Below are 12,609 nucleotides of genomic sequence, written 5' to 3'. Positions count from 1 at the left end.
CTGCTTCAAGTGATCTCGACTGCGGCCAGTCTTTCGGCGAGTGCTTCGAGCTTGTGCTCGTAGACCGTTTCGAAATGAGCTCGTGAGCCGAGAAGCTCGCTTTTCAGCATCAGCTCCAGGTCGTCGCGGAGATCGCCCAGCCGGGTTTCCAGCGCCAGCATCCGCTTGTCGCTGCGCGTTTCGAGGCGACGCAGGCTTTCCACCACCCCAAGAAGCAGAGTGCGATGATCGGCCTGCTCCTTACGGATGTCCCGAAGGATCGTCAGCACGAGATTTTCGGTAGTGTCCGCCATAAGCAATCATCCTCCGAAGCTCTCAGGCTGTCCAGCGAGCCGATTGCCAACGATGCGCTCCTGCCGCCGACCCTCCGCAGACTCCGCTTGCCGGCCGCTCTTCGTAACATTATATCATCGCGTATGGCTCATGCGCATGTTCATCACGTTTCCCACGCCGTCTCGGAGAATCCGGGCTGGTCGCTGCTGCGCCTGTCGGCGTGGGCCCGCATCGGGCTTGCCGCGGGCATCGCGGCGCTGCTGTGGGTCGCGACCTTTGCGGTGATCCTGTGAGCAAGACCGCTTCGGCCATCCGTCTCACCGACCTGACGCTCGGCTATGACCGCCATCCCGCGGTGCATCACCTCTCTGGCGAGATCGCCTCGGGCAGCCTGACCGCGATCGTCGGTCCCAACGGCGCCGGCAAATCGACCTTGCTCAAGGGCATCGCCGGCGCGCTGTCGCCGCTCGACGGCAGCGTCGCCCTGGCTGCGGGGCGTCGCCTGGCCTATCTGCCGCAGCAGGCCGAGCTCGACCGCTCCTTCCCGATCCATGTCTACGACCTCGTCGCGATGGGGCTGTGGAACAGCGCCGGCATCTTCGGGCGCATCGGGCGCGGCTCGGCGGCCAAGATCGAGGCCGCGATCGCCGCCGTCGGCCTCGCCGGCTTCGAGCGCCGGCCGATCGGGGCCTTGTCCGGCGGGCAGATGCAGCGCGCGCTGTTCGCGCGGCTCCTGCTGCAGGACGCCGACATCATCCTGCTCGACGAGCCCTTCACCGCCATCGACGCGCGCACCACGGCCGATCTTCTGGCGCTGGTCCAGCGCTGGCATGGCGAGAGCCGCACGGTCGTCGCCGTGCTGCACGACATCGAGACGGTGCGCCGCGCCTTCCCGCAGACGCTGCTGCTGGCGCGCGAGACGGTGGCCTGGGGCGAGACGGCAGAGGTTCTGACCCCGGCCAACCTGCTGAAGGCACGCCGCATGGTTGAGGCCTTCGACAGCCACGCGGCGCCGTGCGAGCGCAACGCGGCGTGATGCCGTCTTCGTCATTGCGAGCGCAGCGAAGCAACCCAGCCTCTCGCGCCGACCTCTGGATTGCTTCGCTGCGCTCGCAATGACGGGTTTGCCGATGCTCTACGACCTCTTCATCGGCCCTTTCGCCGAATTCGACTTCATGCGCCGGGCGCTGGTCGGCATCGTCGCGCTGTCGGTATCGGGCGCGCCGATCGGCGTCTTCCTGATGCTGCGGCGGATGAGCCTGACCGGCGACGCGATGGCCCACGCCATCCTGCCCGGCGCTGCGATCGGCTATCTCGTGGCCGGGTTCTCCCTGCCGGCGATGACCTTGGGCGGGCTCGCCGCGGGCTTCGCGGTGGCGCTGGCGGCCGGCGCGGTGGCGCGGATCACGGTGATCAAGGAGGATGCGTCGCTGGCGGCCTTCTACCTGATCTCGCTGGCGCTCGGCGTCACCATCGTCTCGCTGCGCGGTTCGGCTGTGGACCTCTTCCATGTCCTGTTCGGCAATGTGCTGGCGCTCGACGACGATGTGCTGGTGCTGCTGTCGGGCGTGGCGACGCTGTCGCTGCTGACGTTGGCTGCGCTGTATCGGCCGCTGGTGATGGAATGCGTCGATCCCGGCTTCCTGCGCTCGGTCAGCCGCTCGGGCGGTGTCGTGCACCTGACCTTCCTCGCGCTTGTCGTGCTCAACCTCGTTGCCGGCTTCCATGCGCTCGGCACATTGCTGGCGGTCGGGCTGATGATGCTGCCGGCGGCGGCGGCGCGCTTCTGGACGGCCGACATCACCCGGCTGATCCTGCTCGCCAGCGGCTTGGGCATGGTCGCGGGCTATGCGGGGCTCGTGGTCTCCTACTCTGCCGGCAGTAATCTCCCAGCCGGGCCGGCGATCATCCTGGCGGCCGGCGCGCTCTATCTCGGTTCGCTCCTGATCGGCTCCCAGGGCGGATTGCTCAGACGCCTCTTGCCTCGACCCCATCTTCAGCGGTAGTAATGTTATAGTGTTTCATTATTCGCTGGAGATCACCATGCCGAACCGTCGCGCCCTCATCGGAGCCATCGCTGCCGGGCTGCTCGTCACCGCCCTGCCGCTGGCGGCCCGCGCGCAGGAGAAGCTGCCGGTCGTCGCCAGCTTCTCGATCCTCGGCGACTTCGTCCGGGAAGTCGGCGGCGATCGCGTCAGCGTCACCACGCTGGTCGGCGCCAATGGCGACGCGCATGTCTACTCGCCGACGCCGGCCGATGCGAAGGCGATGGCGGCGGCGAAGCTGATCGTCGTCAACGGGCTGAAGTTCGAGGGCTGGATGACCCGGCTGATCAAGTCGTCCGGCGCCAAGGCAGCGGTCGCGACAGCGACGACCGGGATCACGCCGCTGAAGGGCGAGGCCGATCACGACGCCAAGGCCGGCCATGGCCACGACCATGATGTCGATCCGCATGCCTGGCAGAACGCAGCCAATGCCAAGGTCTATGTCGCCAATATCCGCGACGCCCTGGTGAAGGCCGACCCGGCCGGGCAGGCGACCTACGAGGCCAATGCGACGCGCTATCTGGCTGATCTCGACGCGGTGGATGGCGAGATCAAGGCGGCCGTCGCACGCATCCCGGCCGACCGGCGCAAGGCGATCACCTCGCACGATGCCTTCGGCTATTTCGTCAAGGCCTATGGCATCCAGTTCATTGCGCCGCAGGGCGTCTCGACCGAGGCCGAGGCCTCCGCAAAGGATGTGGCCCGCATCATCCGGCAGGTGAAGGCCGAGAAGGTGCCGGCCGTCTTCCTCGAAAACGTCACCAATCCGCGCCTCGTCGAGCAGATCGCCAAGGAGAGCGGCGCGAAGATCGGCGGACGGATCTATTCCGATGCGCTTTCCGACGCCGCCGGCCCGGCCGGGACTTACATCGCGATGATGAAACACAATATAAGCGAAATCGAAAAGGCGCTCGCCGCCGGCCCGGCCTGAGGATTATCCCAAAGCAACATCGTCATCCCGGACAAGCTGCGAAGCAGCGCCGATCCAGGATCCTTGGAAGGCGTCATGGTCGGGCTTGACCCGACCATCTCGAAAACCAGCTCGCTGGTCATGAGATTCTCGGGTCAAGCCCGAGAATGACGCTCTACGATGGATCCCGTCTCTTCGCTGCGCTCCGGCCGGATTGACGGCGAGGGATAACTGGGTTGCCGGACCGTGCGGACCGCCTCCGAAAAAGCAGGATCGACCATGTCCGAGAAAATCCCCGTCACGGTGCTCACAGGCTATCTGGGCGCCGGCAAGACCACGCTCCTGAACCGCATCCTCACCGAGGATCACGGCAAGAAATTCGCCGTCATCGTCAACGAGTTCGGCGAGGCCGGCATCGATGGCGACCTCGTCGTGGGTGCCGACGAAGAAATCTTCGAGATGAACAATGGCTGCATCTGCTGCACCGTGCGCGGCGACCTGATCCGCATTCTCGACGGGCTGATGAAGCGCAAGGGCAAGTTCGACGCGATCATCGTCGAGACGACCGGGCTCGCCGATCCGGCGCCGGTCGCCCAGACCTTCTTCGTCGACCAGGATGTCGGGGATGCCACCAAGCTCGACGCCGTCATCACGGTGACCGACGCCAAGTGGCTGAAGGATCGGCTCAAGGACGCCCCCGAGGCCAAGAACCAGATCGCCTTCGCCGACGTCATCGTTCTGAACAAGGTCGATCTCGTCAGCGCCGACGAACTGGCCGAGGTCGAGGCCGCGATCCGCGCCATCAACCCCTATGCCAAGCTGCACAGGACGACGCGCTGCGACGTGCCGATCGCCGAGTTGCTCGACCGAAACGCCTTCGACCTCGATCGCATCCTCGACATCGAGCCGGACTTCCTCGAATCCGGGCATCACCACCATCATTCCGACGAGGTGCGCTCGATGTCGTTCACGATCCCCGGCGATGTGGACCCTGAGAAGTTCATGCCCTGGATCAACGATGTCAGCCAGGCGCAGGGCCCCAACATCCTGCGCTCGAAGGGCATCCTCGCCTTCAAGGACGAGCCCCGCCGCTTCGTCTTCCAGGGCGTGCACATGATCCTCGACGGCGATCTCCAGCGCGACTGGAAGACCGACGAGGCCCGCTCGTCGCGCCTCGTCTTCATCGGGCGCGACCTCAACGAGAACGAGTTGCGCAAGGGTTTCGAAGCCTGCGCGGCGTGAGCCTTTCTTGTCATTCCGGGGCGCGGCGCAGCCGCGAACCCGGAACCCACGACCGGGTGAGCCCGTCCGGCGGCTGGTGATGTTTCACCCAGCCGTGGGTTCCGGGTTCATCGCTCCGCGATGCCCCGGAATGACAATGGGTTGCGAAACATGCAGCCAAAGCTAAAGCATTGCCCATGAACACGACCACCACCCCCATCTCGCTGCGCGAGCATGTCGTCCCCGTCGAGGCCGGCGCTCATGTCGTCGGCGCCCATTGGCTGAAAGCCACGCTGGCGCTGGCGCTCGCCGACGGGCGGGTGCTGCGCTGGAGCGATGGCGTTCTCGACAGCATCGAGGCACATGCCGGGGGCATCCTCTCGGCCTGCGGCGATGGCGAGCGGCTGGTCACCGGCGGCGATGACGGGAGCGTCGTTTCGACCGCGGCCACCGGCGAGCCGACCGAGATCGCGCGGGATCCCAAGCGGCGCTGGATCGATGCGGTGACGCTGTCGCCGTCCGGCAGCATCGCCTGGAACACCGGCAAGACCGTCCATGCCCGCGACGACAAGGGCAAGGTCCGTTCGCTCGATGTCGGTACGACGCCGCAGGGCCTGGTCTTCGCGCCCAAGGGCTATCGCCTCGCGATCGGCCAGATGAACGGCGTCTCGCTCTGGTACCCCAACACCGAGGCCAAGCCCGACTTCCTGGAATGGAAGGGCGCTCATCTCGACGTGATGTGGTCGCCGGATGGTCGCTTCGTCGTCTCCTCGATGCCCGAGAACGCGCTGCATGGCTGGAAGCTCGGCGACAAGCCGACGCATATGCGGATGACCGGCTATCCGGCCAAGCCGCGCTCGCTGTCCTGGTCGCATGACGGGCTCTGGCTCGCCTCCAGCGGGGCCGATGCCGCGATCGTCTGGCCCTTCCAGGGCGAGGGGCCGCAGGGCAAGGCGCCGCGGGAATGCGGCGCCCGCCATGCCAAGGTGACGCGCGTCGCGTTTCACCCCAAAGCGCTGGTGCTGGCGGTCGGCTATGACGATGGCTGCATCCTGATGATCCGCCTGACCGATGCCTCCGAATTGCTGGTGCGCCCGGCCCTGCGCGGCAGCGGCATCACCGCCTTCGCCTGGGACAACGGCGGCAAGCGGTTGGCCTTCGGCACGGAGGACGGCGCGGCCGGCGTGCTCACCTTGCCGGCTGCCTAGGGCGAAGCCGATGCGACTGGGCCTGTTCGGCAAAGGCGGGGCTGGCAAGGCGCAGGCCCAGGAACAGGCCGGGCGGATCAAGGCGCTGATGCGCGAGATCCTCGGCCTGTCCGACGCCGCCGCGATCGCGGTCAACGAGATCATCTGCGCCGACCCGGCCTGTCCGGGGAGCGAGACCGTGATCCTGGTGATGAACCCCGGCGAGAAGACGAAGGCCTTCAAGCTGCAGATGGCGATGGCCGAGGTGACGCCTGCGGCGGTGCAGGACATGCTGGCGGCGGAGGGTCTGTGAAGGGCTGCCTCCTCTCAGCCGATCCGCGCGCGCCAGGCCCGCTCGATCGCGCTCTTGCGCAGATTCACCGGCCGCGTCGCCTTGAAGCGAAGCGCGCGCTTGGGGCCGGTCTGCTCGCCAAGGACATGCCGCGCGCTGGCGGCGTCGCGCTGGCTGGGCGCATCCAGCGGGACCTTGGCCAGGACCGTGCCGGCCGACATCAGGACGATCAGCGCCGTGATGAGGCTCTTGCGGAACATGGCGGCATCCCCGGTGGAGCGGCGAAACCGTTTCGCCGATGGATGCAAGCTGTAGGGAGGCGGCGTGGCACGTGCTGTTCCCGCCGGAACAGGCGCCGGCGAAGACCGGGCGCGGCTGCTGACATATCCCTGGACGCCGCTGCCTAGACTCCGGCAGCATTTCCTTCCGTTTCCCCGATACAGGCCCGCCATGCCGCCCCGGATCCCCAGAACGCTCACGCTTGCGCCCGATGAGGCGCGCCGCATCTGGCTGAACGCCCAGCGGCTGGATGGGGCCGAGCCGTTCGGCGCCGGGACTGGGGCGACCAGGGCCGCCGTCGAGCATCTCGGCTATGTCCAGATCGACACGATCAACGTGATCGAACGCTGCCACCACCACATCCTGTTCAGCCGCATCCCGACCTATGAGCGGGCGCATCTGGCGCAGGCGCAGTCGGTCGACAAAAGCGTGTTCGAGTACTGGACGCATGCGCTGGCCTATGTGCCGACGCGCGATATCCGCTGTTTTCTCGGAGCGATGAAGGCGCATCGGGAGGACCCCAGGCGCTGGTCGGCCGTGGGCGGGCGTGACGAAAGCCGCAAGCTGCTTTCCCGCATCCGAAGGGAGGGCGCGCTGACCATCCGCGACTTCGACAGCGACGTTCTGGTCGAGAAGACGCATCTCTGGGCCAGCAAGAAGCCGTCCAAGGGTCTGCTGGAGCGGGCCTTCTACGATGGCGAGCTGGTGATTTCGGCACGCGCGGGGATGCTCAAGACCTATGAGCTGATGGACCGGCATTTCGGCTGGGAGAAGCGGCCGACACCGGCAAGCGAGCGGCAGGTGACGGCCTATCTGCTCGACCGGGCGCTACGCGCCCAAGGCGTCGTCAGCCTGGATTCGATCTGCCATCTCGACGCGCCCAGCAAGACGGCCGTGGCTGAGCTGATCGCGGCGCGGGTCAAGCGGCGCGAGCTGATGCCGGTCAAGGTCGCCGAGTCGGTCGTGCCGCACTGGATGCCGCGCGACGGCGCCATGCCGGGGCCGGTGCCCGAGCAGGGGCTCGTCCACATCCTCTCGCCCTTCGATCCGCTGATCATCCAGCGCAAGCGGCTGAAGCTGTTCTTCGGCTATGCCCATGCTTTTGAAGCCTATCTGCCGAAGGAGAAGCGCGTCTTCGGCTATTTCGGCCTGCCGGTGCTGATCGACGACGCGGTCGTCGCGGTGCTCGACCTCAAGACCGATCGCCAGGCCGGCAAGCTCCTGATCCAGCAATGGACATGGCGCGATGGGCAGGAGAGCGCGGACCGGAAGGTTCGGATCGAGGCGGCGCTGGAGCGGTTCGAGCGGTTTCAGCTGGCGAGGGACGTGGCCGTTCCGGTCGTGTCCGACGATGCCTGAACGTCATTGCGAGCGTAAGCGACGCAATCCAGATGGGCTCGCTCGACGGCCTTTGGATTGCTTCGCTGCGCTCGCAATGACGAATGGCCTCAAGCCCCCAGCAGATCGACCAGATGCGGGATCAGCGGCTCGTCGGCGGGCGGCATGGCAAGATCGCGAAGTCTGCCCGGCCGGACCCATTTCAGCGCCTGCGCCTCGCGCGAGGCGACCGTGCCCTCCCAGCGCCGGCAGATATAGAGCGGCATCAGCAGATGAAACTCGGGATAGGCGAAGCTGGCGAAGGTCAGCGGCGCCAGACACTCCTCCTTGACGGTGATGCCGAGTTCCTCGGCGAGTTCGCGGATCAGCGCAGGTTCCGGCCGTTCGCCCGGCTCGAGCTTGCCGCCGGGAAACTCCCAGAGCCCCGCCAGCGACTTGCCCTCCGGGCGCTGCGCGACGAGGACGCGGTTGTCGGAATCGATCAGCGCGCAGGCGACGACGAGGAGCAGCTTCACGGGGCTTAACGGCTCACGATCCGGAGAGGATGACGTGGAGGGCTTCCGTTTCCTTGCCGGTCACGGTGACGCTGTCATAGACCGAACCGCCCTCGCGAAACAGGGCGTCCTCGTCACCCCAGATGATTTGTGTCGTCAGGAAATAGGTGCCCGGCGCGACGTTCTGGAAGATGAATCGGCCATTCGATTCCGCCTTGGTGGTGCGGGTGTATTCGCCATAGGCCGGGTCGGGGTTGTCGTCGCGCGGATACTCGCGATGGGGAATGTATTTGCGCTTGCCGTAGAGGTTCTCGAAGCGCTCGCGGGCGTAAGCCGTGGCGGGGATCAGGCGGATCACCTCGCCCGCCGCATTCACCACGACGCCGCTCGGCTTGGTGCGGAAGGCGTGGCCCGTGATCGTGGTGGTGCCGCTCTTCTTGATGAAGGCGGCCTCCTCGACGGAGAAGGCGACCGTCGCGGGCTTACGCTCGACGCAGGCCGAGAGCGCCAGTGCGGCGCAAATGATGACCCAGACCTTCATGCCGCCCCCGCCGCACGCCGCGACGTCGTCACCAGGAAGACGCCGACGAGGATGATGCAGCCTCCGACGACCTGCCGCAACTCCAGGGTTTCGCCGAGCACGACGATGCCGAGGATCGTCGCGACGCTCGGCACCAGATAGCCGGTCATCGCAGCCCGCGTCGGCCCGGCGGCGCGGATCAGCCGCATGAAGACCGCCATCGGGATGGCGGTGGCGAGCAGGCCGAGCGCCAGCATGGCGGGCACATGTTCGGTCATCGGCGCGAAGGCAACGGGGCCGGCGAAGACCAGCGTCAAGGCGAGCGCAACGAGGCCGGAGACGACCTGCTGGCCGAGCGCGAGCCTGGCGGGGTCGCCTGCAGAGGCTGGGACGGCGCGGGCATAGAGATTGCCGCCGCTATAGCCCAGCATGACCCCGACCATGGCGAGCACGCCGAGCGCCGTGCCGCCGCCTTCGATCAGGCGCGGGCCGATCAGCAGTGCGACGCCGGCCATGCCGAGCAGGATCCCCGCGAGCCGCTTGGCTCCCATCCGTTCCTCGGCGAACAGGAAATGCGCGAAGACCGCCGTCACCAGCGGTCCGCCGGCCTGGATCATCGCGGCCGGGCCGCTCGCCAGTTGCACCAGCGCATAGGCGACGAGCACATTGGGCACCCAGCCATTGGTGGTGCCGAGCACGAGCCAGTGCCTGATCTCGTCGCGGCGCGGGATCGGGCTCTGGCCCAGCCACCCGACATAGGCCGCCAGCGCCGCCGCGCCGATCAGCCCGCGCCCGGCGGCGAGCGCCAGCGGCGAGATCGCGCCGCCCGTCAGCTTGATGAACAGGAAGCTCGAGCCCCAGAAGAACGAGCAGACCAGCGGGTGGCCGACGACGAAGGCACGGCTGGGAGCGGTAGGTGCATACGCCGTCATTGCGAGCGCAGCGAAGCAATCCAGGGGGATCGCGCAAACGTCTGGATTGCTTCGCTGCGCTCGCAATGACGGGATGGGCGCATTCTAGGAGCGATAGTCGCCGTTGATCTCGACATAGGCCTTGGTCAGGTCGCAGGTCCAGACGACCGAGTTGCCGCGCCCGATGCCGAGATCGGCGGTGATGACGATGTGCTCGCCCTTCATGTAGGCGGAGACGGCAGCCTCGTCATAGGACGGCGCGCGGGCGCCCTGCTGGGCGACCATGATCTCGCCGAAGGAGATGTCGAGGGTGTCGCGGTCGGCCGGCTCGCCGGCCTTGCCGACCGCCATGACGACGCGGCCCCAATTGGCGTCCTCGCCGGCGATGGCGGTCTTGACCAGCGGGGAATTGGCGATCGACAGCGCGACGCGCTTGGCCGAGCGCGACGAGGCTGCGCCTGCGACCCTGATCTCGACGAACTTGCGGGCGCCCTCGCCATCCTTGCAGACGAGATGGGCGAGTTCGAGCAGCAGCGAATTTAGCGCGCGCTTGAAGCCCGAGAGCCGGGCATCGCCGATTTCGGTGATCGCGGGCACGCCGCGCGCGGCGGCCTTGCCCGTGGCGAACAGCATCAGCGTATCGGAGGTCGAGGTGTCGCTGTCCACGGTTACGGCGTTGAACGAGCCCTTGACGCCCTTCGAGAGCAACGCCTGCAGCACGGGCGCGGCGATCGGCGCGTCGGTGAAGACGAAGGAGAGCATCGTCGCCATGTCGGGCGCGATCATCCCGGCGCCCTTGGCGATGCCGGCGAGCACGACCTCGTGGCCGTCGATCTTGGCCTTGCGGGTCAGGGCCTTGGGGAAGGTGTCGGTGGTCATGATCGCCTTGGCGGCGTCGATCCAGGGGCCCTCAGTGGCGCGCTTGGCGCAATCCTGCAGCACGCCCTCGAACTTGGTCGCGTCGAGCGGCTCGCCGATCACGCCGGTCGAGGCGATGAAGACCTCCTCAGGCTTGCAGCCGGCTGCCTTGGCCGCGATTTTCGCGGTCAACGCGACGGACTCGCGGCCCTTCAGGCCGGTGAAGGCGTTGGCGTTGCCGGAATTGACGACGACGGCCCGTGCCGAGCCCTGCTTCAAATTCTCGCGGCACCAGTCGACCGGCGCGGAGGGGCATTTCGAGCGGGTGAAGACGCCCGCGACCTGCGTGCCCTCGTCGAGCAGCGCCAGCCAGACATCGGTGCGACCCTTGTACTTGATGCCGGCCTCGGCGGTGGCGAAGCGCACGCCCGGAACCGGGGGCACCTTGGGCTGGCGCTTGGGCGCGAGCGGGGAAACGGGAACATCCTTGCCGGCCATCGGGGCATCTCCTGTGCGGGAGGCCGGTTTGCCGCAGGGAGACGACGAAGACAAGAAGGTCGTTGGCTCGCTAGCGCCGGTGAAGGTGTTGAGCACTTCATAGCGTTATGCTATAGGTCTCCCGTGAAGATTATTCGCTACAGTCGCGAAGCTGCTAAAGCGTTGTCGCGGATGCCGCGCAACATCGTTGCGACGATACGAGCGAAGATGGAGCAGTACGCTGCCGACCCGGGGTCCTTGGCCAACAATGTCAAGGCGCTGAGCGGGCAGCCAGGGTTTCTGCGGCTGCGGGTCGGCGACTGGCGAGTCATCTTTCGCGAGGACGGATCAGTGATCGCTGTGGTGCGTGTCGCTCCGCGTGGTTCCGCTTACGATTGAGGTTCAGGGCCGATGAAGGATCAGATCGATTTGACGATCGACGGTCAAGCTTACGTTGCGCTCACGCGGGGACGTTATGAGCAACTCGTCGAACTCGTCGAGGATGCGGCCGACGCGGCTGCCGTGGAACGTTTCAAAGAGCGTCTGGCGTCTGGCGAAGAGGAGCTGTTGCCGTCCGAAATGGTCGACCGCATGCTCGCTGGCGAAAACCTCGTGCGCGTCTGGCGCGAGCATCGCGGCCTGACGGTCAGCGCTCTGGCCGAGAAGGCCGGGATCGCCCAGCCCTATCTGTCGCAGATCGAGACGGGCAAGCGCGAGGGCACGCTGCAGACCATGAAGAAGATCGCCGATGCGCTGTGGGTAACGCTCGACGACCTCGTCTGAAACGAACAAGGCCCGCGCCGGGGCGCGGGCCTTGGAAAAATCGACAGCCTGCTGCCGAGATCAGGGCTTCTTCGGCTCGGCCGGAACGGGGGCCGGCGCTGCGGGCGCGGCCGGCTGGTCGAGGCGCTCGACCTTGGCCTTCTCGCGCAGCGAAACGATCATGTCCTGCTGTGCCTTGCGCTCGAGATACTGGTCGATCTGCGGCTTGACCGAGGCGAAATCCGGCAGCGGCTTGTTGCGCTTGTCCTCGAGCTTGATGACGTGCCAGCCGAACTGGCTCTTCACGGGGTCGGAGACCTGACCCTTGGCGAGCTTGAAGGCAACCTCGGCGAATTCCGGCACCATGCGGTCCTTGGTGAACCAGCCGAGCGAGCCGCCCTCCTTGCCCGAGCCCGGATCCTTGGAGAGTTCGGCTGCGACCTTGGCGAAGTCCTCGCCCTTCTTCAGCCGCTCGACGATCGCCTTGGCCTGGGCCTCGTCCTCGACCAGGATGTGGCGGGCGTTGACCTCTTCCTCGGGCGCCAGCGCCTTGGTGGTCTCGTCGTACAGCTTCTTCGCGGCTTCCGGCGTCGCGGCCTTCTTGGCCTCGGCGGTCAGATACTGGTCGAGCATGATCTTCTCGCGGAAATAGGCGAGGCGGGCAGCGAAATCCGGGGTGTCGGCGATCTTGGCGGCGGCGGCCGCCTTGGCACCGAGCTTGAGGTCGACGAGATAGTTGACCACCTCGTCGCGCTTGCGTTCGTCGGGAAGCTGGGCGAGCCTCTCGCCGAGATCTTCCGTGGCCAGCGCGATCTCGCGCTCGGTGATGTTCATGCCATCGACCTTGGCGATGACTTTGTCTGCCTGTGCGAAGGCCGGGGCCGCGATGAGCGCGAGCCCGAGGGACAGCATGCCGAGACGTGACGACTTCATGGGGGACGCCCTTTTGCGAAATAGAGCCGAATTCTGTTCGCGGCTGCACTGCCAGTTGAACGCGGCAAAGGCAAGGCGCGCGGAGCGCGTCATCGGCGGCATCACGAAG

The 12,609-nt window shown here is 66.7% G+C and carries 17 protein-coding genes; 10 read left to right on the top strand and 7 right to left on the bottom strand.

The features are described from left to right. Window positions 1–5: 5 nt before the first annotated feature. A complete protein-coding gene (locus AE618_RS10275; protein ID WP_054208971.1) occupies window positions 6–293 on the bottom strand; it encodes a hypothetical protein in 288 nt (95 codons plus the stop codon). 123 nt (window positions 294–416) lie between these two features. Here AE618_RS10275 and AE618_RS27930 point away from each other — a divergent pair, with 123 nt between their 5' ends. From AE618_RS27930 to AE618_RS10245, 7 genes are all read left to right on the top strand, one after another. Continuing rightward, the gene (locus tag AE618_RS27930; RefSeq protein ID WP_156330204.1) at window positions 417–566 is read left to right on the top strand and encodes a hypothetical protein; all 150 of its coding nucleotides are present in this window, start codon (window positions 417–419) and stop codon (window positions 564–566) included. After that, complete coding sequence (gene aztA, locus AE618_RS10270; protein WP_054208970.1) at window positions 563–1,309, top strand: zinc ABC transporter ATP-binding protein AztA; 747 nt, start codon at window positions 563–565, stop codon at window positions 1,307–1,309. Before AE618_RS27930 ends, aztA begins: the two co-directional genes overlap by 4 nt. 79 nt (window positions 1,310–1,388) lie before the next feature. Next, window positions 1,389–2,279 carry a metal ABC transporter permease gene (locus AE618_RS10265; RefSeq protein ID WP_054208969.1) on the top strand — a complete coding sequence of 297 codons (891 nt, stop codon included), beginning with the start codon at window positions 1,389–1,391 and terminating at the stop codon, window positions 2,277–2,279. Window positions 2,280–2,316: 37 nt separating this feature from the next. Then, window positions 2,317–3,249, top strand: coding sequence for a metal ABC transporter substrate-binding protein (locus AE618_RS10260; protein WP_054209065.1), 933 nt, complete (start codon window positions 2,317–2,319; stop codon window positions 3,247–3,249). Between the two features lie 258 nt (window positions 3,250–3,507). Beyond that, window positions 3,508–4,470 (top strand): CobW family GTP-binding protein, encoded by a 963-nt coding sequence (locus AE618_RS10255; protein WP_054208968.1) that lies wholly within the window; start codon window positions 3,508–3,510, stop codon window positions 4,468–4,470. Between the two features lie 176 nt (window positions 4,471–4,646). After that, a complete protein-coding gene (locus AE618_RS10250) occupies window positions 4,647–5,657 on the top strand; it encodes a WD40 repeat domain-containing protein (RefSeq protein WP_054208967.1) in 1,011 nt (336 codons plus the stop codon). Window positions 5,658–5,667: 10 nt separating this feature from the next. Then, complete coding sequence (locus tag AE618_RS10245; RefSeq protein ID WP_054208966.1) at window positions 5,668–5,949, top strand: hypothetical protein; 282 nt, start codon at window positions 5,668–5,670, stop codon at window positions 5,947–5,949. A gap of 14 nt (window positions 5,950–5,963) precedes the next feature. Here the strand turns inward: AE618_RS10245 and AE618_RS10240 are convergent, their stop codons facing one another. Beyond that, window positions 5,964–6,188 (bottom strand): hypothetical protein, encoded by a 225-nt coding sequence (locus AE618_RS10240; protein WP_054208965.1) that lies wholly within the window; start codon window positions 6,186–6,188, stop codon window positions 5,964–5,966. Window positions 6,189–6,378: 190 nt separating this feature from the next. On the opposite strand from AE618_RS10240, the gene AE618_RS10235 reads away from it, so the two are divergent. Then, a complete protein-coding gene (locus AE618_RS10235; RefSeq protein ID WP_054208964.1) occupies window positions 6,379–7,566 on the top strand; it encodes a winged helix-turn-helix domain-containing protein in 1,188 nt (395 codons plus the stop codon). A gap of 89 nt (window positions 7,567–7,655) precedes the next feature. Here the strand turns inward: AE618_RS10235 and AE618_RS10230 are convergent, their stop codons facing one another. The 4 genes from AE618_RS10230 to argJ form a co-directional block, all read right to left on the bottom strand. Then, window positions 7,656–8,060, bottom strand: a complete 405-nt coding sequence (locus AE618_RS10230; protein WP_054208963.1) for a (deoxy)nucleoside triphosphate pyrophosphohydrolase — start codon at window positions 8,058–8,060, stop codon at window positions 7,656–7,658. A gap of 13 nt (window positions 8,061–8,073) precedes the next feature. Continuing rightward, window positions 8,074–8,580, bottom strand: coding sequence for a hypothetical protein (locus tag AE618_RS10225; protein ID WP_054208962.1), 507 nt, complete (start codon window positions 8,578–8,580; stop codon window positions 8,074–8,076). Next, entirely contained in the window at window positions 8,577–9,491 is a 915-nt protein-coding gene (locus AE618_RS10220; RefSeq protein WP_054208961.1) for a DMT family transporter, read from the bottom strand. Before AE618_RS10220 ends, AE618_RS10225 begins: the two co-directional genes overlap by 4 nt. Window positions 9,492–9,575: 84 nt before the next feature. After that, window positions 9,576–10,826, bottom strand: coding sequence for a bifunctional glutamate N-acetyltransferase/amino-acid acetyltransferase ArgJ (gene argJ / locus AE618_RS10215; protein ID WP_054208960.1), 1,251 nt, complete (start codon window positions 10,824–10,826; stop codon window positions 9,576–9,578). 123 nt (window positions 10,827–10,949) lie between these two features. On the opposite strand from argJ, the gene AE618_RS10210 reads away from it, so the two are divergent. Both AE618_RS10210 and AE618_RS10205 read left to right on the top strand, forming a co-directional pair. Next, window positions 10,950–11,204, top strand: coding sequence for a type II toxin-antitoxin system RelE family toxin (locus AE618_RS10210; protein ID WP_082365164.1), 255 nt, complete (start codon window positions 10,950–10,952; stop codon window positions 11,202–11,204). Window positions 11,205–11,216: 12 nt separating this feature from the next. Beyond that, window positions 11,217–11,588, top strand: a complete 372-nt coding sequence (locus AE618_RS10205; protein WP_054208958.1) for a helix-turn-helix domain-containing protein — start codon at window positions 11,217–11,219, stop codon at window positions 11,586–11,588. Window positions 11,589–11,648: 60 nt separating this feature from the next. Here the strand turns inward: AE618_RS10205 and AE618_RS10200 are convergent, their stop codons facing one another. Continuing rightward, window positions 11,649–12,500, bottom strand: coding sequence for a peptidylprolyl isomerase (locus tag AE618_RS10200; protein ID WP_054209064.1), 852 nt, complete (start codon window positions 12,498–12,500; stop codon window positions 11,649–11,651). Between the last annotated feature and the right edge of the window lie 109 nt (window positions 12,501–12,609).

Source organism: Allobosea vaviloviae (assembly GCF_001298265.1).
Classification (GTDB): Bacteria; Pseudomonadota; Alphaproteobacteria; order Rhizobiales; family Beijerinckiaceae; genus Allobosea; species Allobosea vaviloviae_B.
Note: the sequence above shows the minus strand (reverse complement) of the source record. Positions and strands in the feature narration are given on the sequence as shown.